The organism is uncultured Roseivirga sp., assembly GCF_963973945.1.
GTDB lineage: Bacteria > Bacteroidota > Bacteroidia > Cytophagales > Cyclobacteriaceae > Roseivirga.
This window is the reverse complement of sequence record NZ_CAXBBV010000004.1, coordinates 52,328-75,699: the sequence shown is the minus strand read 5'-3', so window position 1 is coordinate 75,699 and position 23,372 is coordinate 52,328. Positions and strand designations below refer to the sequence as shown.

At 39.1% G+C, this 23,372-nt stretch carries 20 protein-coding genes; 8 read left to right on the top strand and 12 right to left on the bottom strand.

Annotated features, from left to right (window positions below; genetic code table 11):
• Positions 1-91 precede the first annotated feature (91 nt).
• On the bottom strand, positions 92-709 hold the full coding sequence (locus tag AAC026_RS08675) for a hypothetical protein (protein WP_339697051.1): 618 nt from the start codon (positions 707-709) through the stop codon (positions 92-94).
• Between the two features lie 271 nt (positions 710-980).
• Between AAC026_RS08675 and AAC026_RS08670 the strand changes: the two genes are divergently transcribed.
• Both AAC026_RS08670 and AAC026_RS08665 read left to right on the top strand, forming a co-directional pair.
• Positions 981-1,439, top strand: coding sequence for a (2Fe-2S)-binding protein (locus AAC026_RS08670; protein WP_339606606.1), 459 nt, complete (start codon positions 981-983; stop codon positions 1,437-1,439).
• An 18-nt stretch (positions 1,440-1,457) separates the two neighbouring features.
• Complete coding sequence (locus AAC026_RS08665; RefSeq protein ID WP_339697049.1) at positions 1,458-3,578, top strand: molybdopterin cofactor-binding domain-containing protein; 2,121 nt, start codon at positions 1,458-1,460, stop codon at positions 3,576-3,578.
• A gap of 29 nt (positions 3,579-3,607) precedes the next feature.
• Here AAC026_RS08665 and AAC026_RS08660 read toward each other — a convergent pair whose 3' ends face one another.
• The 5 genes from AAC026_RS08660 to AAC026_RS08640 all read right to left on the bottom strand — a co-directional run bounded on the left by AAC026_RS08660 (position 3,608) and on the right by AAC026_RS08640 (position 11,401).
• Positions 3,608-3,916 (bottom strand): hypothetical protein, encoded by a 309-nt coding sequence (locus AAC026_RS08660; RefSeq protein ID WP_339697047.1) that lies wholly within the window; start codon positions 3,914-3,916, stop codon positions 3,608-3,610.
• A gap of 108 nt (positions 3,917-4,024) precedes the next feature.
• Entirely contained in the window at positions 4,025-4,942 is a 918-nt protein-coding gene (locus AAC026_RS08655) for a metallophosphoesterase (protein WP_339697046.1), read from the bottom strand.
• Positions 4,943-4,951: 9 nt separating this feature from the next.
• Entirely contained in the window at positions 4,952-6,175 is a 1,224-nt protein-coding gene (locus AAC026_RS08650) for an alkaline phosphatase family protein (protein WP_339697044.1), read from the bottom strand.
• 141 nt (positions 6,176-6,316) lie between these two features.
• Positions 6,317-8,104: a RagB/SusD family nutrient uptake outer membrane protein gene (locus AAC026_RS08645; RefSeq protein ID WP_339697042.1), complete on the bottom strand. Its 1,788-nt coding sequence runs from the start codon at positions 8,102-8,104 to the stop codon at positions 6,317-6,319.
• 24 nt (positions 8,105-8,128) lie between these two features.
• Positions 8,129-11,401 carry a TonB-dependent receptor gene (locus AAC026_RS08640; RefSeq protein WP_339697040.1) on the bottom strand — a complete coding sequence of 1,091 codons (3,273 nt, stop codon included), beginning with the start codon at positions 11,399-11,401 and terminating at the stop codon, positions 8,129-8,131.
• A gap of 147 nt (positions 11,402-11,548) precedes the next feature.
• Here AAC026_RS08640 and AAC026_RS08635 point away from each other — a divergent pair, with 147 nt between their 5' ends.
• The 6 genes from AAC026_RS08635 to AAC026_RS08610 all read left to right on the top strand — a co-directional run bounded on the left by AAC026_RS08635 (position 11,549) and on the right by AAC026_RS08610 (position 15,278).
• Positions 11,549-12,142, top strand: a complete 594-nt coding sequence (locus tag AAC026_RS08635; RefSeq protein ID WP_339606613.1) for a TetR family transcriptional regulator — start codon at positions 11,549-11,551, stop codon at positions 12,140-12,142.
• Positions 12,143-12,218: 76 nt separating this feature from the next.
• Positions 12,219-12,713, top strand: coding sequence for an SRPBCC domain-containing protein (locus AAC026_RS08630; protein WP_339697038.1), 495 nt, complete (start codon positions 12,219-12,221; stop codon positions 12,711-12,713).
• 18 nt (positions 12,714-12,731) lie between these two features.
• The gene (locus AAC026_RS08625; RefSeq protein WP_339697036.1) at positions 12,732-13,094 is read left to right on the top strand and encodes a DUF4180 domain-containing protein; all 363 of its coding nucleotides are present in this window, start codon (positions 12,732-12,734) and stop codon (positions 13,092-13,094) included.
• Positions 13,095-13,241: 147 nt separating this feature from the next.
• Positions 13,242-13,847 carry a TlpA disulfide reductase family protein gene (locus tag AAC026_RS08620; RefSeq protein WP_339697034.1) on the top strand — a complete coding sequence of 202 codons (606 nt, stop codon included), beginning with the start codon at positions 13,242-13,244 and terminating at the stop codon, positions 13,845-13,847.
• Between the two features lie 96 nt (positions 13,848-13,943).
• On the top strand, positions 13,944-14,738 hold the full coding sequence (locus tag AAC026_RS08615; RefSeq protein ID WP_339697032.1) for a glutaminyl-peptide cyclotransferase: 795 nt from the start codon (positions 13,944-13,946) through the stop codon (positions 14,736-14,738).
• 18 nt (positions 14,739-14,756) lie between these two features.
• Positions 14,757-15,278 (top strand): YdeI/OmpD-associated family protein, encoded by a 522-nt coding sequence (locus tag AAC026_RS08610; RefSeq protein ID WP_339697030.1) that lies wholly within the window; start codon positions 14,757-14,759, stop codon positions 15,276-15,278.
• Between the two features lie 95 nt (positions 15,279-15,373).
• Here AAC026_RS08610 and AAC026_RS08605 read toward each other — a convergent pair whose 3' ends face one another.
• The 6 genes from AAC026_RS08605 to AAC026_RS08580 all read right to left on the bottom strand — a co-directional run bounded on the left by AAC026_RS08605 (position 15,374) and on the right by AAC026_RS08580 (position 23,317).
• Positions 15,374-15,706, bottom strand: a complete 333-nt coding sequence (locus AAC026_RS08605) for a hypothetical protein (protein ID WP_339610025.1) — start codon at positions 15,704-15,706, stop codon at positions 15,374-15,376.
• 389 nt (positions 15,707-16,095) lie between these two features.
• The gene (locus AAC026_RS08600; protein WP_339697028.1) at positions 16,096-16,941 is read right to left on the bottom strand and encodes a DUF4249 domain-containing protein; all 846 of its coding nucleotides are present in this window, start codon (positions 16,939-16,941) and stop codon (positions 16,096-16,098) included.
• A gap of 15 nt (positions 16,942-16,956) precedes the next feature.
• The gene (locus tag AAC026_RS08595; protein WP_339697026.1) at positions 16,957-19,311 is read right to left on the bottom strand and encodes a TonB-dependent receptor; all 2,355 of its coding nucleotides are present in this window, start codon (positions 19,309-19,311) and stop codon (positions 16,957-16,959) included.
• 264 nt (positions 19,312-19,575) lie between these two features.
• Entirely contained in the window at positions 19,576-20,157 is a 582-nt protein-coding gene (locus AAC026_RS08590) for a superoxide dismutase family protein (protein WP_339697024.1), read from the bottom strand.
• A gap of 123 nt (positions 20,158-20,280) precedes the next feature.
• Positions 20,281-22,695, bottom strand: coding sequence for an outer membrane beta-barrel protein (locus AAC026_RS08585; RefSeq protein ID WP_339697022.1), 2,415 nt, complete (start codon positions 22,693-22,695; stop codon positions 20,281-20,283).
• A 148-nt stretch (positions 22,696-22,843) separates the two neighbouring features.
• Positions 22,844-23,317: a PepSY-like domain-containing protein gene (locus tag AAC026_RS08580; RefSeq protein ID WP_339697020.1), complete on the bottom strand. Its 474-nt coding sequence runs from the start codon at positions 23,315-23,317 to the stop codon at positions 22,844-22,846.
• Positions 23,318-23,372 lie beyond the last annotated feature (55 nt).

Sequence of the window (23,372 nt, the reverse complement as noted above, 5' to 3'; positions counted from 1 at the left end):
AAAAGGCTGCCTCATATGAGACAGCCTTTTCTATTTAAATGAGCATTTTCTTAAGATATATAAAAATGACAGTGATGGTTCTTCTGTCGAATTATCTATTCAGTTCCAGTTTGTTTAAAGCGGTCTGAAGTTCACGTTTCAACTTAATTTGATTCTCTTTGGCTTCAAACTGATAAGCCCTAAAATCTTCACTTACTTGAGTAAAAGAAGCTTTAACTCGTTTTGTAGATTGAGCTACTTTCTTCACTCTGCCATACATGAGCATTATTACTACAACCAGAAGGGCTACAATTGACCAAACAATAATACTATAAACCGACTTACTAAGAAGAATGCCAAAGAATGACATATTATCATTCAGCTTTTCGCTTGCAGCCAGTTCTGCCTTTACTGTTTCTAATTCCGATTTTAAGGCACTTGTCTCTAGTTCAATCTTACTTTTCTCAGCTTTCAGGCTTTCTATACTATTTGTATAACTAGTCAAACTATCGCCTAAAACATTTCGGTATTCACTTAAGCTAGTGATCCTAATTATTTTCTTATCTAAATAAGTTTCTGAAGACTTAAGTAATTCTGCCCATTGACTTCTCAAATCATTTTTGGGTTCCTCTTCCTTTGCTATCTCTTGTTCTTGTCCGAACGACCGAGGCATTGTGGTTATAATTAGTGCAACCACCAGCACTAACATCGTTAAAATTCTGTGTTTCATTAGTTTGTAATTATGGGTGAAAACGCTCTGAAAAAGTAACGGCATAAATGCGATAATCGCATTCACGAATACCATATTCCGCTACATTTAATTTTGGCACAAAACTAACCCCTATTCTGTATAAAAGGGAATTGAAAGCTCTAAGTTGAAAGAAAAAACAGAATTTGACCAACTTCTTTAAATTTGAATACTGCCCATCAACAATAATAGCTATGATTTTGAAGTCAGAAATTATATATTCATCAATTCAAATCACTCAAAATCATCCGTTATGGCAACTTACCAACTTACAATCAATGGCAAGCAACAAACCGTTGAGGCTGACGCAGACACTCCAATGCTATGGGTTTTGCGTGACCACCTAGACCTTAAGGGCACCAAGTTTGGCTGTGGAATTGCACAATGCGGAGCCTGTACTATCCATATGGATGGCAATGCCGTTCGTTCATGCTCCATTCCAGTTTCAGCAGTATCAAATGCTAAAATCACAACCATCGAAGGCCTTTCAGAAAAAGCTGACCATGTTTTGCAAAAAGCTTGGATAGAACACGATGTACCGCAGTGTGGCTATTGTCAAGCAGGTCAGATTATGAATGCAGCGGCCTTACTTCAACGCAACAGTTCTCCTTCAATGGATGATATTGAAAACAGCATGAACGGAAATCTTTGCCGCTGTGGTACCTACAATAAAATCAAAGCCGCTATTTCTACAGCAGCATCTAATCTATAACCTCCAAATCAAGGAAAAATGACAGTTATAAAAACAAAAGTAGACAGGAGATCATTCCTAAAAACTTCTGCTCTTGCTGGAGGAGGATTAATGATCGGTTTCAATTGGGCTTGTTCGCCTTCGGCAGAAGTAAAAGACCCAGCCTCAGCTTGGTTCGACATTAACGCATACCTCACCATTGCCGACAATGGTGAAATCACAATCATGTCGCCAAACCCAGAAATTGGGCAGAATGTAAAAACTTCTATGCCAATGCTGGTGGCCGAAGAGTTAGATGTAGACTGGAAAGATGTAATCGTAAAGCAAGCACCCCTTGATAATGCATTTCCACGTCAGGTAGCAGGCGGAAGTCAGTCAATTAGGGCCAGCTGGAAAGGCATGCGGATGGCGGGGGCCACTGCTAGAAGGCTGATGATAGAAACAGCCGCCAAAGAATGGGCAGTTGACGCCAGCAGCCTTACCACCAAAGGTGGTTATGTGCTAAATGGTAGTAAAAAATTGAGCTATGGCGAATTGGCCTCAAAAGCCGTGGGTATTGAAATTCCTGAAGAAGTTGCTTTAAAAGATCCGAAAGACTTCACCATTATTGGTAAGAGCCAAAAAAATGTTGACTTGGATGAAATCATCACAGGAAAACCGGTATTCGGAATTGACTACAAACAAGAAGGAATGCAGTATGCCGTAGTGCTTAGACCTCCTGCTTTTGGTGCTAAACTAAAATCCTTTGACGACACAGAAGCTAGAAAAGTCAGTGGCGTAAATGATGTAATCCAATTTGGTGATAAAGTAGCGGTTTTAGGCAACAACACTTGGGCAGCCATGAAAGGTAAAAAAGCGCTAGTGGCCGATTGGGATATGAGCGGACAACTTGAAGACACACCTTATCACGATCGTGAAATGAACAATCTGCTCAATAAAAGAGCTGAAAGACCAAGTCGTAGTGATGGAGATGCTCTAAAGGCAATTGCCTCGGCAGATAAGGTGTTTGAAAAAACATATGAAGCTCCTTATTTACCGCACAACACCATGGAGCCAATGAATTTCTTTGCTGATGTTACGGGTGATAAGGTGAAACTAATCGGCCCAATTCAAACACCAGCTGGTACACGTGGGCAAATTGCTCGACTACTTGGAAAAAGCCCTGACGATATTACGCTTGAAATGACCCGAATGGGTGGAGGTTTTGGACGAAGACTTTATGGAGACTTTGCCTTAGAAGCTGCTGAAATTTCTCAGAAAGCTAACAAAGCTGTTCAGGTAGTTTTTTCAAGGGAAGACGATATGACCGCGGGCACTTACCGCCCAGCGTCTAAATATAAGTTCAGAGCTGCCATTAAAGACGGAAAGCTCACAGGTTATCATTTGTCTGGCGCAGGTATGGGCCGCAATAACTGGGTTCGTCCAGATTGGTTTCCAGCAGGTGGAATTGAAAACTACTTAATTGAATCAAGCTATGTAGATAGCAATATTACTACAGGCGCATGGAGAGCTCCGATCACTAACTTCTTAGCCGTAGCCGAGCAGTGTTTCTTTGACGAACTGGCGGCAGAAATGGGGCAAGATGCGGTTCAGTTGAGATTAGACATTCTTGAGCGAGCGAAAACCAACCCAGTTGGGGAGATTGATTACGAACCAGCTAAGATGATTGGAGTAATTAAACTCGCTGCCGAAAAAGGAAATTGGGACAAAGCCGAAAGTGGTGTTAGCAAAGGCTTTAGTGCATACTATTCGCACAACACCTATGTGGCTGAAGTGGCGGATGTGATTATGAAGGATGGCAATCCGATCGTGAAAAACGTGACGGTTGCTGTAGATTGTGGAATTGTAGTAAACCCTGATGCGGCCATTAACCAAATTCAAGGTGGTGTAGTAGATGGAATGGGGCATGCGCTTTATGGAGATTTCTCCTTTGTAAATGGAACACCTCAGGCTTCTAACTTTAATAATTATCGTTTGATAAGAACTAAAGAGGCACCAACAGTGGATGTGCATTTTGTAGAAAGCTTAAACGACCCTACTGGTTTAGGTGAACCATCTTTACCACCAGCAGGAGGCGCATTGGCCAACGCTATAGCCAAAGCTACTGGAAGCAGACTTTATAAAATTCCTTTTGTAAAAGATCAAATGGTTTTTGGATAGGAACTGGAAACAGAAAATGAAGCCCAACTTCAGACGAGGTTGGGCTTTTTGCTTTCTATTAATCCTTCTCTTGATTTTCTACCTTCATTTCTGAATTTGACCAAACCGTAACAAGCCACAATACCCCAAAATAGATTAGCGGCTGCCGCTGCATAGGAGAAATCATAAACGGTGTCGATCACCAGAAATATACTTCCTAAGATATTGTAAACATGAAATTTGGTATCGTGGAGTGTCCAAACACCGCGATTAAGCTGAATATAACTTATAATGAAAAGCACAGTGCCCAACCAACCTAAGGTAAGAACACTGTAACTTATTATAGTATTAGAAATCATATAAACCGATCTATTTAAAGCTAGCCATTGCAATAGTCTTTAAAAAAGCTCAGTTATAGAAGTGCTTAACCGTTTCACCTATAAAGCTTAATTTCTGGTTAATATCGATTAACTCCAGCTGTAAGTATGGTATTGTACATCAAATGCTCCGCTTTCATATAAATCAATGGTTGCGAAACCTGCTTGAGTTTCGTAGTACATTTCGTTACCCCACCAGCCACCGCTTACTGCGCCATTGCAGCAATAGGTTACACCATTGTATTCTACTTTATCCAATAAATGCATATGACCACTTACACAAAGTTTTACATTGGCATGCTGCATAAATAGCTTTTTGATTCTGTTGAAGTCAATATGCATCCATCCGCCAGGCACGGTCCAATTGCCATTCTTCTCATTACCTTCATAAAAGCCAGTAGCTGTAAGAATAGGAATGTGCGACATAATCATTACTGGTGTGGTAGAAGGTGTTGTCTGCAATTCCTTTTCAAACCAATCGAATTGTTCGTCATCTAGTTTTGCAGTGTACCAGCCCTCTCCCACAGGATGTGTGCTATCCAGAATAATGAATTTCCAGCCCGCCTTTTCAAAGGAATGATAAGGCTTATTTAAACCCATTTTATCTAGGGCGTACTTCTTACCATAAAGTGGGTCAGTTTTATCGCCAGCACCCCAAACATCATGATTACCGATACAGTGTACAATTGGCAAATCGTTTTCTGCTTTAATTACTTTATCCCAAAGCTGCCATTGGTTTTCAACACTCGTTTTATCAGTACCCAAAGCATCAAAAATAGTATCACCTCCATTAAAAATCATGTCGGGTTTATCTTTCAACGACTGCATAATGTGTAAGCACTTGATAAATTTCTCAGGTGCATTATCGGCATCACGCAAGTGCACATCCGTTAGATGTGCAAGTCTCAAAACTCGTTTGTCTTTTGGCTGAAGTGGCATTAAACCGTTGCTCATTAAAGCACCAGTTCCGGCCAAAGCCATTGTTTTCAGAATATTCCGTCTGTTCATGGCTTTAACTTATTCAACAATTACCCAAACATTTGTCCAGTTATGTGGCGCTTTCAATAAAAGCTTGGTAGTTCCTGTCGGAAAAGTAAAAGCAGTTTTAAACTGACCCTCCTTTACCTCTGCCTTACCTAAAAGTGAATACTCATCCTTTTCGCCTTTGGCAAAGTTGTTTGTGGAAGATTGATAGATTTCTACGCTACCCGATTTATCGGCTACATCCCAAGAAACGACAAGCTCATTTCCTTCTACTCTGGCTTTGGCGTTCATTATTGAAATATCTCCAATAAACGGAATGCCATCCATTTCTTCTTTGATTTCTGTTGGTGCTTCAATATTCAAAAACCTTAAAGCGCTGGCCGCAACATCTACTACCGGAGGGTTATTTTCGAACCTTTCGTTAAGGCTGTTCTGGTCGGTTACAATCCAAGTGGTTCGCTCTCTCTCCGACTGACCACCATGGCCTTTGCCAGTGTCTTCACTCCTACCATGATCGGTTGTAATCACAATCATCCAGTCTTCATCAAATTCTCTTTCACGCTGTTGAATGGCAGCCCAAATTCTTCCCACTTGGTTATCCATTCCTTTTACCGCTTCAATCATTTGTGGACTGTCGCCATACATATGCCCCATATCATCGGTAAACTCTAAATATACCCACGACAAGTTAGGTGCATCGGTACGCACATAATCAGCTGCTCCTTTTGATACGTTTTCGTCAATATTGAACATAAAGCTACGGTCGGTAGTATGAGGAAAAGCTATTGTGTCTAACTCAAAACCGTCAAAAGAATGATCGAACATAAAGTTACCTGCGTCTGGTTTTCCTTCACCTACCAGCTTTGTACGGTTATCTTCCCAACTTGAAAAAATGGCCGTGGTCATTTCAGGGTTAACCGTTTTAACTGTTCGGAAAATACTCCAGTAATTGTAATTTGGGTTTCTTACACTATTGCCCCAAACATTGTGTTTGTTTCCCCAAACCCCTGTAATCATATTCATATAACCTGGGGCCGAAATGGTAGGCGTTTGTGTGTATTCATCTTTTCCCCCACCCTGATAAGCGCGAGTATAACCACCTTGCGCAGCGATTTGATCTAAAATCGGGGTGTCTATACTTTCGAGCACGTCAGCAGGAACGCCATCAACTAAGATGATCATTACTTTTTTTTCTGGTGTGGTACTACAAGCCGCCATAATTATGGCTAAGAAAAGTATGCTTATTGATTTCAACATGATGTGAGTCTTTTTCTGAGGTTATTAAGTAAAGTTGAGATTGTAAGTGTTTGGTGAATGAAAAGTTAAGTTAATCAGAAATGGCAAATACCGGAAGAGGCAAAAGCCTCAACCGGTCTATCTGCATTAATGTAACCTAATCTAATTCCATCCAAAAATTTGTTCTAAGCTAGGGTTAAGCGCTACTTGAGCTGCTGGTACGGGACGGTAGTAGAACTTCGGGTCATCAAATATTCCTCTTTCAATTACCGTTAAAATATGACCGCTATTTCCTTCTGACAAAAACACGCCTACGTTTTCACCAAAGCTACCTACCCTGTAATAAGCAAAAGGTACATCCAATGCATTTCGCTCTTTGGTATCGGGAATGGAAGCTGAAGCATCTAATAAAATAATATCCTCGATTCCATCGCCAGTCACATCATGCTTACCTAAACCACTGAAATACAAACCTTTTGGTTCTTCTTCTAAAAGTTTACCCGCTTTCCAGCGCATCAGATCATCGAACCTATACCCTTCTAAAGCCAACTCTACTCTTCTTTCTCTTCTGATTTCAAGTAAAACTGGATCTGTTACAGTAGGATATTTTGCCTGCAACACTGGGTCTACAGCAACGCCCATGGTCAAGTCTGGCATACCAGCTCTGTTTCGCAAGAGGTTTACTGTTTGATTTAAAACCGCTTGATTCATCTCGTTCAATTCAGCCTTGGCTTCGGCATAAATCAAAAGTGTTTCTGCAAACCTTAACACCGGGAAGTCTAGGTTATTGATAGTAGCTTGATCTGTTACATTCACGAAACCTTTTAATTGATGATAACCCGAGAAGTTCTTAGCCAATTGCTGAACATACATTCCTGCACCTTGGCTGTACGTTCTTGAGTTTACCAAAACAAAACCTGGGTAGGCATAAGTTTGCGATAACCTTGAATCTCTGTTTTGGAATTCTTGAACAAAGCTGAACTCGTCATAATTGGCTTGATTTGAGTAAAACGACCCATCAGCCATTAGGTAAGACTGCAATAAGTCTTTTGCTGGGCTGGTTTCGTAGTTACCAAAAACGGTTTCTGACCAACCACTGTTTTTCACTTGATCTAAGCTGTACACTGCTAAGATCACTTCAGGGTTAGACTCTAAATCGGTACTATTAAACAAGCTACTATAATCGGTTGCGCTGTTGCCCGTATTCTTAATGCTGAAAGGCCCGTTAACCATAATATCTTCAGCAATATCTCTAGCCAATTTCAAATACTTATCGGCAGAAGCCGCAAGATTTAACTCACTGTGATACTTTCTGAAAGTACCTTCATGTAGGGCGTTTCTGGCCATAAAAGCTTTTGCCACCCATCTGTTTACTGCGCCATCAGGTTGGTTCTCGAAAATATTCTCAATAGCAAATTGGTAGTCTTCAAAGATTTTATCCACTACCATTTCACGAGAATCGCGTGGTTTATTCAACGCTTCGGTATCGCCAGTTTCAATTACAAAATCGTAATAAGGAACATCTGAATACCTTTTCACTTTATCGTAGTAAAACTGAGCTCTGAAAAAGCGACCCAAACCTTCGAAGTGATTCAGCTTTTCTTGAGTAATGCTCGCTTTGTTAAAGTTTTCTAAGAACAAGTTAATTGACCTTAACGCACCCCAGTTCCAACCTGAAGTAATGGTTGATGAGGATGCAGTACTTACCATCATGGTTTTAATTTCAGTATTACCTGTGGTAGCGGCATTATCTGTTCCACCATCACCATAATAAATTCCAGATCCTGGGAAATTGTAAAGGCTATTCACGTAGATGTTAAGGTCTTCTTCAGTATTGAAGAAGTTTTCTACACCAATTGAAGTTTCTGGCACTACATCTAAAAAGTTGTCGTTACAAGCCGCAACAGTACAAACCAAGAAGAGCGCAATGAGTATTTTAGAATTTTTCATTTTGAATTCGTTTTAATCAGATGATTACAAAGTGACATTGATACCTAATACATAGCGTCTTTGGAAAGGGTAAGTGTAACCTTTACCTACTCCTCTTCCACCGCTTACTGCTGGGTTATATTGAATAGCATTGTTTACTGCTTCTGGGTCGAAGAACCCTTTCAAAGCAGACCATTCGAATAGGTTTTCGCCACTGGCGTAGAACCTTACATTCGATAGTCCAATTCTGGAGCTAACCGCTAAAGGCAGCGTATAGCCAATTGTTAGGTTCTTGAACCTGAGGTATGCGGCACTTAACAAGTAGTCTGTTTGAGGAATTGCTAAACCTTGTGCTTGGTCAATTCTTTCACCCAAGTTTCTATCTGCCAACCAAGATTGTAAATGAGGATATTTAGCATTCAAGTTTTGATCGGCTAAACCTGCATTCAAATAAGACTGAGAATGCCTGTCCCTATCGGCACCGGTTTCTGATTCAGCTCTGTAGAAATCGTTTAGGTGTGGGTAACCACCTGCATAAGGCTGCTGATAAAAACCCCAGTATAGATAATCTAAAGGATAATAATCTCTTTGCCCTACTCCTTGAAAGAGCGCACTTACATCAAAGCCATTCCAATTGGCAGAAAGGTTCATTCCATAGCGGTAACGCGGAGATTGATTCCCAATGATTGACAAATCCTTAGTATCGTCTAAAGTATAGCCTTTGGTAATTTTATTGTCGCCATTTAGGTCTTTGTATTTTGGCCATCCTTCAACAATTGAAATAGCTCCCCAAGGCACAATCGCGTTCTGATCTAAAGCATCAATTTCTTCGGCAGACCTAAAGAAGCCATCGTTCTGTAAGCCCCAGATTTGACCAAGTTCCATTCCTTCATAGAATTGTGTAATGCTTCCGTTAGGGTTATCAAATTTGGTGATGAAAGAACGGCTATCTGACAGGTTAAAGCTGGCTTGGAAGTTCAAAGGCTTTCCAGAAAGGCTTACTTCGTTTTGGTAACCCAAAGAAAATTCCCAACCATTGGTTTTCAAATCGGCCGCATTTTCTTTTGGCTCAGTAGCGCCTAAAACGTCTGGCAGCTCCCTACCTAAAGTCAGCATTCCTTTGGTGTCTCTTCTGTAAACATCGAATGAAGCAGTTACTTTGTTTTCAAGGAATCCTAAGTCAACACCAAAGTTTTTAGTCACTACTTCTTCCCAAGAAAAGTTATTTGAAACCAATTGAGGAGAAGATATTTCTAAAGGAAGTTTTCCGTCAATCAGGTAATTTCCTTGGTAGGCATCCATTGTAGAAATGTATTCATATGGCCCAATGGCTTGATTACCCAAAGACCCGATTGAACCTCTAAGTTTAAACTGGCTCACCCAACCTCTCATTCCTGCCATAAAGTTTTCTTCGTCAACTCTCCATGCTACTGAAGCGGAAGGGAAAAATCCATAACGGTTGTTGGAAGGAAATTTAGAAGCGCCATCGTATCGACCGTTGAATTCAACAATGTATCTATCGTTGTAGATATAGTTAAGACGATAAAAAACACCCCTTACAGCCCATTCTGACACATTTTCATCTACAAATTGATCGCCAGTGGCAAGTGCAATGGTAGGTAGTGAAGCAGAAATAACATTGTTACGCTGTGCGCTAAATGAATTCCAACGGTTATGTTCTTGGTTGAAACCTAAAGTTGCGCTCAAGGCATGATCTCCAAATTGTTGTCTATAGCTTAAGTAGCTATTCAGAACATAATAATTTTCAACAGAGCTCGATCTATATGCCGAGTTGTTACCTTGTTCTCTAATATCGCTTGGTCCAAAACCAATGTTGTATTTTGTTTGAAACCAATTTCTGTCCTGTCTTCCTCTTCTGAAAGTGAAATCGGTATTGAAACTTAAAATATCATCCAATAGCTCGGCCTGAACTCCAAACTGTGATTGAACACTGGTAAACTCGGTAATGTCTTCGCCTCCATCAGTTAATTGAGCAGAAATTACTCCCGCTTCAGAATTGGCCCAGCTACCGTCAGGGTTAACATTCCAAGAAGTTGGGGCAATATTATAGATGGAAGTAATATCGAAATAAGAAGGTTCTTTCCTTTCCGTAGTGGTTAAGTAAGTATTGTTACTTAAGGTTAGCCAATCATTGGCTTTATACGAAACTTTACTTCTAACTGTATACCTATCAAAGTAATCATCTGCAATGGCCAAAACACCATCTTGATGGCTGTATGAACCTGAAAGCAAATAGTTAACACGGTCATCCCCCCCACTGATAGAAAGTTGATGATTGCTAGATGTAGTTTTGTCTTTCATAAAGTGACGCGACCAATCTTGACCACCCATATATTCCCATGCAGATTCGTTTGTTGGGTTTATTCTTACCCCTGGCAGTGACGGATCGTTTGATCGATCTCTGGCCCATGCGTAATACTGATCGCTGAAGTTGATATTGTCCCAAGGCGTGTTATCTGTTGACGTTTCCAATAACCTTGAGTAGATATACGGATCGGTAATTTTGTTTGGCAACACTGTGGCTTGGTTCATTGAGGTATAGCCAGTATAGCTGATCTTCATTTTGTCAGCACCACTTTTTGTGGTAAGAATTACCACACCAAAAGCTGCTCTTGCACCATAAATAGCGGCAGCAGAGGCATCTTTAATCACAGAAATACTTTCAATATCCTGTGGAGCAATACGATTCAGTTCGACCGCATCGGAAGGAACTCCATCAATCAAAATCAATGGATTTCCGCCATTGATTGAAGTAATACCTCTAATGTTAATATTAGGTGTAGCACCCGGAGCACCAGAGTTACTATCAATGTTTAGGTTGGGAATAACTCCTTGAAGCCCTTCCGTTACATTGCTGATTGGTCGTTTTGCCAATTGCTCAGCATCTACCTGATCTACAGCGCCAGAAAGGTTCACCTTCTTTTCTACACCGTAGCCAACTACTACAACTTCTTGAAGTTCCTTAATATCTTCTTCGAGCGTAATATCAATTGTTGATTGGTTGTTAACCTTTACTTCCTGAGAAATGAAACCAACGAATGAGAATACAATCACTGATTCTTCATTTTTCACCTTAATGGAATACTTTCCATCAGCACCAGTAATCATTCCGTTGGTGGTTCCCTTTTCAAAAACCGTAACACCAAAAATTGGCTCACCTTCAACGTCTGATATCAGACCTTTTACATTTACTTCTTGGGCAAAGCCAAGCACAGAGACACATATACACATCAACATTAGGCAGGTTCTGCGCAGTTGCCTGTGTTGGGTTGAAATTGTGGATGTTAATCCTTTCATAAGTTTTGTTTTAGTTAAGAGCAGATTTTAGACTGTCAAATGTAGGCTTGGCATGTTACCTCATCATTAACCGCGATTTAATTTTAATTGAATAGTCGTTCAATTTATTTTCCACATATTTGGGTCACAGAATCACACTAAAAATCGATGGGAAGAAAGAACATTAAAGACCTCAGAAGGCAAGAAATAGTCAAAGCATTCTATAAAACGGCAAAGGCAGAAGGGCTTCACAATGCCTCTATTGCTAAGATTGCGGAAGCCATGAATGTTAACCCTAGCTTAATCTTGCACAACTTTAAAAACAAAGACGAACTCGTACTTGCCCTTATCGATTACATTTTGAGTCGTTATCAAAAAATCTACACCACCCAAAAAGATGGTTCATCTATAGACCACCTAAGAGAAGTGTTGAACAACCTGTTTTCAAGAAAATGGAATGTGTTAATTAGTGATGATGTGTATTACAGTTGCTACAGTTTGATTTTTAGAAACAACGTGATTCGTTCTAAATACAAAGACTTACACGACTCTTTAAGGGTTTGGTTAGAATCTCATTTGGTAGAATGTATAGAAGAGGGATCTTTAAAACTAGAAGATCCTAAACGAACAGCTAATCTTATTTATACCATTTTAGAAGGCGCCTACTATTATTTATGCATGGAAAGAAATGCAGCCAAAAAAGATGAAATAATGGAGCAATACAAACACCATGCTTATGATATTCTGAAACTAAAGGCTTAACATTTTGCGCTAGTTTTGCATTTTTGTTTGTTCAATATATTTGATCAAATTCACTTTAAGGATCAAAAATACAATCATGGAAAACTTTAATTGGGAATCGTTTACAAAGAAAATTGCAATAAAATCAAGTGTAGCTGAACTGTATGACGCTTGGACAACTTCAGGAAAAATAGAAAGTTGGTTTTTAAGTGAGGCTACTTTTTACAATGCCAATGGAGACTCTTTAGCGCCCAACCAATCAGTACATCAAGGAGGCACCTATAAATGGGAATGGTTTCTATATGATGACATAGAACGAGGTAGAATTACACAAGCCAACGGTACTGACTTTTTACAGTTCACCTTTGCTGGAGAATGCTTGGTTGATATTCAACTCACCCAAGTTGATGATTTTGTGATAGTTGAGCTCACTCAAAAAAACATTCCAACAGACGATAAATCAAAACAAGGTATAAGGTTGGGCTGTGCTTCGGGCTGGTCATTCTTTCTGCTCAACCTAAAATCTGTTTATGAAGGCGGACTAGACCTAAGAAATAAAAATGAATCGCTTAAAGGCATGCTCAACAATTAGTTCAAAACCGCATTTAGAATGAACATTGAAACACATGAGATCGAAGGAAAGCAAATAGCTGAAGTCACTTCTGACACTTTGATTATCAATGAAAAAGAAGATGGTTTAGACTTGCTTGGCAATCTCTATTTTCAAGGTTTTGATCACGTAATTATTTATAAGAGAAACATAGCACCAGATTTCTTTAACCTTAAAACAGGAATTGCGGGAGAGATTCTTCAAAAATTTTCCACTTACAGGGTTAAGTTGGCCATTGTTGGAGATTTTGCTGAACACCAAAGTAAGAGCCTTCGAGATTTCATTTTTGAAAGTAATAACATGGGGCAAATCAATTTCTGTGAATCATTGGCAGAAGCTCTGGTAAAGTTTTCTAACAAGTAAAGCATTGAGCTGGTCATCAAAGTTACCATTTCAGAAAATACATCTGAACCTTTTATGCAGCCTAGTCATTCTACTTACAGTTGCTTAAGCGAAAAATATAATCCCTTATTGTAAGTTTAATTATCTTGAAGCCCAAAGTATTCAGTAATGGAGGAAAAAAGTAAGAAAAAGAAACGTATTACCAAGCGCGACATCATTGAACTGTCTGTAGTTGTGGCGGTTTTCTTAGTGATTTATATAACGGGTTCTCAAGCCGAAGTTTTCGGAAAAGTTCAGCAAGCCGTATTAAGTACTGGAGTTGCAAATGTGGGTATTCTCGATGAAGAAGATTTCTCTAATGCAGACTATAATTTCCGACTTGTAAATGAGGAAGGCAACAAAATCGATGTGCGTGATTTAAAAGGAAAAACCCTTTTTATTAACATATGGGCTACTTGGTGTCCGCCATGCGTTGCAGAAATGCCCAATATTAATTCACTCTATAATAAGATTGAAAATAAAGATGACATTGTTTTCTTAATGATTTCGCACGATGACGAAATGAAAACTGCTCGCACTTGGGTAAAGCGGAAAGGTTTTGATTTCCCTATTTACAAACTAGCTTCTCCTCTACCCGATGTTTTCGAAACAGGGGTAGTACCTTCTACCTTTGTGGTTTCGCCAGAGGGTAAAATTGTCGTAAGTAAAACCGGAATGGCCAATTATGACACCAAGCGTTTCAAGAAATATTTGTTAAAGCTGGCTGAAAAATAAGGCGATGTTCCTTAAGTTTATGAACTAAAGTGTAAAACCAAGGGTAAATACACCATTGGGTTTGTTCTTTATACTAAATAAACTTTAAAATTATCCATGAAGCTCATACAACTCTCTATCTTATCATTTGTTCTGGGTGTTATTTCTTGTACGCCTTCTAAAGAGAAATTTTCTCTGGCCAACCCTGAGTTAATTAGCTATAAAATAGAGCAAACCACGCCACACGATTCCTCTGCCTATACGCAGGGTTTACTAGTGCATAAAGGAAAGATATTTGAAAGTACAGGCCGAGAGGCATCTTGGATTGGAATTGTTGATCCAAAAACTGGAAAGCCAGACAAAAAGGTAATTCTAGATGATAAGTACTTTGGCGAGGGAATCACCATTCTGAATAATAAAATCTACCAGCTTACTTGGCAGCAAAAAGTTGGGTTTGTATACGATTTAGAAACTTTTGAACAGCTAAGAGAATTCAAGTACAATAACGAAGGTTGGGGTTTGACCAACGATGGCAAAAACTTGATTATGTCAGATGGATCGAATTCACTTTCGTTCCTCGATACTGCCAGCCTCGCTCCTGTTAGTAAGTTGAATGTAACCTACAAAGGAGTAGCTGTAAGCAGTTTGAATGAGCTTGAATATGTAAATGGTTTTATCTGGGCTAACATTTACCAGAAAGACCAAATTGCCAAAATTGATGCTAAAACAGGCGAAGTACAAGGCTTCTTGGACCTTTCAGATTTAACCTACCGCACCCGATTACTTAATCCAGATGCTGACGTTCTAAACGGAATTGCTTGGCATGAATCTACTCAATCGCTATTGGTTACTGGTAAGCTTTGGCCACTAATTTATGTACTGAAACTTACAGGCAGTAATCCTGAAAAATAAGGCATTAATTTACAACCCTTGGTCAGCTTTACCTCCACATTAGAGCAGTTTCATTATAGCCACTGGAGCTATCATTTCCCTGTTAGTCCGGAAATAACCGCTCAGTTTACAGATGGTAACAACAGACGAGTTAACTGTACTATCAATAATAAAATCACCTTTAACACCGCTTTAATGCCAATTGATAACGCCAGCTACATTCTGGTCAATCAAAAGGTAAGAACTGAACTTAATTTAAATGATGGCGATAAGGTGCTGATAACGCTAGAGAAAGACACCTCTGAATATGGCATACCAATGCCTGAGTCCTTTCGGGTGTTGCTTGATCAAGACGAGGTTGGTTCTCAGTTCTTCCATTCGCTTACCCCTGGAAAGCAGCGTAGCCTTATTTACATTGTTGGAAAAGTAAAAAATGTAGACAGTCAGTTGAATAAAGGATTGGCTATTCTAGATCACCTTACCGAGGTAAAAGGCAAGCTAGACTTCAAAGCTTTAAATGTGAAAATAAAAGAATATAATCAACGCAGTAAAATGCGTTAAAGTTGGGCACAAAAATAAGAAGGTTATCCCGTCCGGATAACCTTCTCTACTAACACAAAGGGTCACTTATGTGAATACTCAACCAAAACTGATTACTATTTTCCGTCAATAGCTATCTCTCTCAGTAATGTTCCATCTAGGCCAAAGTGAACGGCCATTTTACCTGTCTCTTTTTTCACGATGAATTCAATGTACTCTTCGCTATCTGGCTCTGGAGTCACTACTTTGTAGATTTTCTCTACATTCTCATCTTTATATTCTGTTTCTTCCCATCCTTTTTTCACTTCTTCAGAAAGGTCTTTCATCAGAATTTCAGTTTTCTTTTCTTGTTGAACAAGTACTGTAGAAGCTTCTCCTACACTGGTGAATGCAACAGATGTGAAACTTAATGTACCTATTGCTAATAAACTTAAAATTGCCTTTTTCATAACTCTTAAATTTTGTTGTTTAAATTAATTTACTCTCCTTATTGAAAAAGACATGCCATTAACCAAATAAAATATAACCAACTGACAAATAGATAATTACTGAAAATCAAGATTAGAAATCAATGGTGAAACACACTTCAAAGTGTAGGACAATCCAACACTTTGAAGAAAACTGTAAGATGCCTAAATCCACCTTTGATGGTTTATCCGTATGTGAATCTGTTGGGGTACAAGATTACAGAGCGAGACTCCCTAATTGAATTCACCTAAAAAGCTTACTTGATTTATTTGTTTTTTGTTTGGTTCGAACTTTCACCTAATAGTATTGAACTAAAAAGCGGGACTTCCAATGAGGAAGTCCCGCTTTATTTAATATTGATGTTGACTTTCTAATTGGGTTCCTTTACTTCAATTTCCATTATATCTACAGCACTGACCTGAAAATACCCAAATGCTCCGTTCGACAAATTGGTTCTAGGGTTTGCTGGTGGTGGTGAAAACATTCCCCCATCACTATTAATGAGGTTCGATAAGTCGTTGTAAAAAATAAAAGCTTCTCGTGTAATACTATACATTTCTACTTTAGCATACTCTCCTAATTTATAGTAGCTGGCGGTAGGTACTCCACTGATTGCTTCTCCCAAAAAGTCATCTTCAGAAAAATAAATATCTCCTTCAAAATCTCTGATGGTCTTCCCGTTTCGGTAAAATTTAAAGAGGTAATGATCTACCCTATCTTGAGGCTCTCTGGCATAAAAAAGTATTTCATAAAAGCGTCCCTCTTCTTCAGGGTCTTCCATTTCCTCTTGGTCAATAGTAACTACAAGCGAATCGATTTTTGTAACAGGCAACAGCGTTTCAGATGCGGTGTAATCTACACCATCCACGGTAACTTTAAGGTGGTAAGTTGTCCAAATACTCCCCGCATATGGTGTTTCAGGAAAGTAAACTCCCCGCTTCGAAGGGTCATTATTGGGATTGTGAACGTAGTTAACCACATTGTTAGCATCGTCCGTAACTGTTACTACAGCGTCTATAATTGCAGGGTTTGGGTCTTTGGAATAAAAGCCTCTTGTGTAGCTTAATTTAATAAAGTTCAGGTCTGCATTATTAGTAATTACCCCATCTATAATCACTTTAGTTTCAGAGGTTATGGTGTCAATGTTAATGGTTTCTTCGCACGAAAAGAAAAACATTGATAGGGTAAACAGAATATATTTATATAGATTTTTCATCTTAAATGGCCTAGATTAAAATTTGATATTATAAGTAACTGAAGGTAGAATTGGGAATAGTGAAACCATTCTTGCTTCTTTTTCATTTCCATCGCCAACTACATTTCCGTCTTTGTCTTCTTTAATTCGGGTGTATAGCAAGAATGGGTTTTTACGACTGTAAGTATTATATAGAGAGAATACCCATGATGTTTTCCACTTCTTATGTGCGTTGGATTTTGGTGTTAAAGTAGCACTCAAATCTAATCTGTGAAATGCTGGTAAATTATAGCCATTTCTTTCTGTGATTACATCTACAGAGTATCCGTCACCCCATTCATAAGTACCTGAAGGAATGGTAGTAGGTCGCCCTGTTCCGTATGTAAAACCACCACCAAACGACCACTTATCGCTATAATCATAAGTTGCCAAAATGTTAAGGCTATGTCGTCTGTCATAGTTGGCTAAAAAGGTTCTACTCAAATTAACACCATCTATGGTACGCTCAGACTTCGATAATGTATAAGCAATAAAACCAGTAAGAGCACCTTCTTTCTTCTGTAAGAATAGCTCCAAGCCATAGGCTTGTGCCTCTCCTTGACGATACTCGGTACTCAAATCAGTATTAAAGAAAACTTGAGCGTTGTCAGCAAAGTCGGTTACGTTATTCATTTTCTTGTAATAGGCCTCTACCGAAAACTCATACATGTTATCATTTAAGTTTTTAAAGTAGCCTAACGCTACCTGATCGGCAACTTGTGGCTTAAGGTAATAGCTGCTTGGTGCCCAAGTATTAAAAGGTAATGGCACTGTACCGCTCGATACTAAATGGGTATTCTGAACCATTCGATTATAACTCATCTTCATCGAGCTAGATTCATTGAGCATATAACGCATTGAAAAACGGGGCTCAATATTCACATATGTTTTTATTGGCTCGAAACTCTTGAAAGTAAGTGTATCGGTTCTTACGGGATCAATGTTATCCTTTGGGTCTTCATATAAATACACATTGCCCTCTCCTATGCTCTGAAAAATAGAAAGCCTTGCCCCATAAGTCATGGTGAGCTTTTTCGATACTTCATGTTGAGCACCCAGATAAAAGGCATGGTCTAAGGCATATTCACGTTGTAGCTCAGTTTCTTTAAAAATAGACTCATCGCTTGAGGGTGTAATTTTACCTGGAGCAAAACGCTTATAAGTCAGATGATAACCAAAGTCTAATTCGAATTGCGGATTGGCAAAATAGTTAAAGTCATTTTTGAAGCTGTATTCCTGTAAATTGGAGTCCCAGTCAATTCCTTGTATTGGGTCTTCAATTCCAAGCCCGTAATCAAAGCTAGACGCAATAAGGGAAGTGTTTGAAAAAAGCCTGTCGCTAAAAAGGTGGTTCCAGCGAAAAGTGGCTGTCTTATTTCCCCAGTCAAAGCCGAAATCGTCACCAAAACTAAAGTTGTCGCGTCCTGAATAAACGGATAAAAAGAAGCGGTTTTTATTATTCGCTCTCCAGTTTACCTTGGCATTGATATCGTAAAAGTAAACCAAGTTCTTTTCGTTGGCTGCTTTTAAAAATAAATCCACATATGACCTCCGGGCCGAAATTATATAAGAGCTTTCGTCTTTCTTAATTGGGCCTTCTACAGAAATACTACTCGCCAAAAGGCCGATTCCTGCTTCACCTTCAAATTCTTTGTTGTTTCCATCTCTGGTTCTTACATCTAAAATAGAAGATAGTCTTCCCCCAAAACGAGATGGAATTCCGCCTTTATAAAGCTCAGAGTCTTTAATGATATCGGCATTAAACACCGAAAACAAACCAAACAAATGTGAAGGATCGTACACTGGAGCTTCATCTATAAGAATCAAATTTTGATCTGCACTTCCTCCTCGAACAAAAAAGCTAGAAGTACCTTCTCCTGCAGAAATTACTCCTGGAAGCATCTGAATGGTTTTAATAATATCAGGTTCGCCAAAAAGTGCTGGTAGTTTTTTCACCTGCTTTATGTCTAAATCATTCCTACTCATTTGAATGCTTGACACATTTGCAATTGGGCTTTCGCCTGTAACTACTACCTCTTCAAGTTCTGTTAGCTCTTCAGAAAGCGCTATATTCATAGCAACATCCTTGTCTAAGGTGATCTTCTTTTCTATGGTTTTATAACCAATAAAACTATACTTAACAGTATAATTACCGGGTGCGAGGGTAATAGAATAGAATCCGTAATCATTGGAAATGACCCCATTTCCAATTTCGACTACTAAAACTGTGACCCCCAGCAGTTCTTCTCCATTGGAGGCGTCTCTTACATAACCGTTCAAAGTGACCTTTTCTTGAGCGGATGCTAAGACCGTACACAATACGACACATGTCGTAAGTAAAAATTTACGCATAATTAAATTAGAGTTTTGACCTATTGTTCATTAAAAAAATTGAGACCTTCGGTGGCTCAATCATCTTAATGACGATCCAAATAACGAATACACTTAGGCATTTCTGAAAAAAAATTATTTATAAGTCGTAATGACTGAACGAAAGGTTGTAAACAGGTTGAACTAAGTGGGTATTTGTAAGAAAAAATCTCTCTTAGTATAAGAAGCAAAAAAAAGAGCCTAGATAAAATCTAAGCTCTTTCAATATTAAAATGCTTTGTACTTCTAGTTCATTGCAATTACTCCGCAGCCAATTCTTGGTCCTGCAGCTCCTGCTGGTTGAGATGTAAAATCATCTGGGCCAGCATGTACAATTAACGCTTTGTTTAAGATGTTGGTACTGTCGTCTCCTCCAATCGTCCAACCTTCTACATCCATAGAAAGTGAGCCATTCCCGTCTTCTCTAACATTTAGGTTTCCAATATCACCTTGGTGAAAATCGCCACCCTCAGCTCTGTTACCATGAGCTACATTCATTGGATTCCAGTGACCGCCAGCCGAAGTACCGTCTGCAGCCGAACAGTCACCTACAGCATGAATATGAACAGCATGATCGCCTGGTTCAATATTCATTAAATTTACATCTATATTAATCTTTCCGTTGGCCAGTTCTTTAAATATAACTGTTCCTTTCAGTTTGCTATCGCTCTTACTTGCTAAGTCTACCGTTACTGTTTTCAACGATTCAGCCACCTTTTCAGAAGCTGGTTCCGACTGCTGTTCTGACTTCTCTTTACTTTGAGAACATCCAAAAGTCATGGCTGCAACTGCACAAATTAGGAGCATTCCATTGATCTGTTTTTTCATAATATCCATTTCGTTTAATTCGAGTTCAAAGGTTCAAATTATATAACAGAACTACAATGAGAAGTGTTTGAATTATGTTCAGAAAATGCCCTAGAATGGTAATTTATATACGAATGGTAAACCCTAAAATTTGTACTTGAAGCCTACTCTGAGCACTTGGGTTTCATAATAGTTTTCATAAAGTGCTCTAAAGGTATTCTCCCTAAATTCTTGTTTCAAACCAAAACGGTTGAAAACATCTGAAAACGAAAGAGTTATCTCTCCCTTTCCTGCGAACACTACCCGCTTTGCTCCAATATCCATAGAAGAGCGTTCGAACTGACGACCCTGAGGTATATTTTTGGGTGCAAAGTACAAGTAACTAAGCTGTAGCTCCGTGTTTTTCGATACCGTAAATTGATTGTTAATTTTAGTGTCCCAGGTGTTATCCTTTGTATTGTCAATAGTAAAGGGACGCTCATAAGGAAAAAGGATGGTTCCAGAATAAGCGTCTACGGTATTTACGTACCAGTTAAAACTTCCAGAAGCTTTCCACCAATCGGTAAGGCTTTGCGATAACAAGAGTTCAATACCAAGGTTAGAACCACTACCAACATTCTGATAGATTTTGTTTACGATATTATAATTAGGGTCGGAATTATCCACCGAATACACTCGCATAAACGGATCGGTAATTTGGCGATAATACACTGACATAAAGATGGAGCCCGAACTCCAATCATGATTAAAAGCTGTTTCAACAGTTTGAGTGAATTGGGGACGCAGATATGGATTACCTACTTTCAACAATTCTGGATCGTCATATTTGGCAAACACTCGAAGCTCAGGTTCTCCAGGTCTGTCTACCCTTCTGTTATAAAAGACAGAAAGAATATTATTCTCATTCAGCCTTAAACTAAAGCGCACATTTGGGTAAAACTCAAAGTAGTTATAGGCATCATTCTGATCGTAGTAAATATTCGCTGGGTCTAAATCATAGAACACGTCTACATATTCGGCACGAAGTCCTGCTTCGATATCGAATTTCTTTTGCTCATAAACGTAATTGAAGTAACCTGCGTAAAGGTTTTCTCCCCAATCTGATTTGTCGCCCAAGCCTTCATAAATAACTGACTGGTTACCTCGGCTTACATCATAGGTAATCGGAAGTCTTCTTATCTGGAGCTTCCCTCCTGTTTCAAACCTTCCCTGCCTTAAAGGCTTAACATAATCCAACGTAACCGGAATGGTATGCTCAATAGCGATCAGGTGAGTTCTGTCTGTTGAAATTCTGATATCTGAACTATCGTTCAAGAAGTACTCTTCGTCCTCCCAGCCTCGTGTATATTGAATACTCGCTTTTAACTCACGACCCGGCTCACTGAATTTATGCTTGAAATCGGCAGAGACATTAAAATGACCCGTGATTTCTTCTTCGCGCCACGACCAATACCGTTGACGCCTTTCAATCTGCTGATCGATATAAGGCACTTGGGCCGTGTCGGTATGATGTTCTCTATCAAAAATGGTGGAAATACTGAGTGTATTGCTTTCATCTAGAAAAAGATCGATTCCTGTTTTTAATACATACTGCGTTTGCTTTCTGTTTTCGGGAACCTGCGAAGCAATGACATCACCGTTGTCGTAATAACGGGTGGTAAACTCATTGTTTGGCAATTTCTTCTGTGAAAGCACTTCTGATTGAAAATAGAAATTCGATTTGTCTGACCTTCTATTTAGGCTCAAGCTAGGCGTAATTTTCTTGTTGTTATCAAAACTTGGCCAATCGGTAGGTAAATCTGCTCTTCTCTTTCCGAGGGCACCAATACCTAAAGCCAAACCTACATCGCCATTCCAACCTTTTTCACTCTCCTTTTTGTAAATAATATTCAGGATTCCGGCCATTCCTGTGGCATCATATTTTGCCGATGGATTATTGATGATCTCAATCCTTTCAATATTCGACATTGGAATAGTGGCCAAGCCTTTCTGATTGCCATAGCCCGTCAATCCAGTTTGTTTGCCATCAATAAGCACTGCCACCTTGTCGCTGCCGCGTAAAAGTATTTTTCCTTCTTGGTCTATGGTCACCCCTGGCAGGTTCTTCATGGCATCTAACACCGACCCTCCTACTTGAGTAAGGTTATCATCAAGTGTGAATACTTTTTTAGATAAATCACCAGCTACCGCTTCTCTTTCACCAGCAACAGTCACTGATTCTAAGTTGGTGAGGCTCGGCTCCAAGGTGATTTTACCTAAATCGAAAAAGTTGTTTTTACCATTTACAATAAGCTCAATGCTTGAAGAGATATAACCTATAAAGGAGAAGTTAACGCTGTAATTACCAACCTTAAGACCTTCAATCGTAAACTGTCCATTATCGTTTGTCAGCGCTCCAGTTACCAAAACACTATCCTTTTCAGTTTTAATGGCTACACTGGCAAAGGGAATGGGTTCGGAGGTTTCTTTATCAATCAAGCGTCCAGAAACTGTAGCGGTATTTTGGGCAATAGTAAAGAGTGGTATTAATAGAAAGGCAATAACAATTAGCTGCTTCATATTGGTGAAATCAATATTGGAATTTCGAGAAATATTCTTTGAAGATAGAGAGATATATAATAACTATTGACGCAAAATACATCGAAGGTTTTACCGACATTTTCTACTATACACCTCTCTATTAAACTAGGTAAATAAAGCCAAGGAATTAACCTTCATCTCCTTCCTCACCTTCTTCATCGTCTTCATTCACTACTTTTGAACTGACGACAGTACCATTGGCATTAAAAATAACCTCCAAAGTCTCTTCGTCTTTCTCAATCTCAGCTTCATACTGAACCACACCGTTTGGCTTTTCGATTTTAGTAGTTTCTTCTACTTCATAGCCATCGTACTTGGCTTTTAAAGTCGCTTTTACAGCATCAGGCAAATTCTTCTCTTTGATTTCAGTTTCGGTTTCTAACCATGTACCATCAGATTTAAAATTGGCCGACATCTCCACCTTATTCATTTTGAAGTTGGCTTCGTACTCACCTTCTTCTTCCATTTCCCACTCTACCGATTTGGCGTTGGTGAATTTGGCTTTAAAGGCATCTTGCACTGCTTTAGGGGCTTCAACTTGGGCACATGCTAAATTGGCCAATAGTAAGGCCAGAACGATCATTGTTTGTTTCATTTTCATCTTTAGTTTTTTTCTTGAAGTAACTACTCGATTCTGTAGAAAAACTGGAAAACCT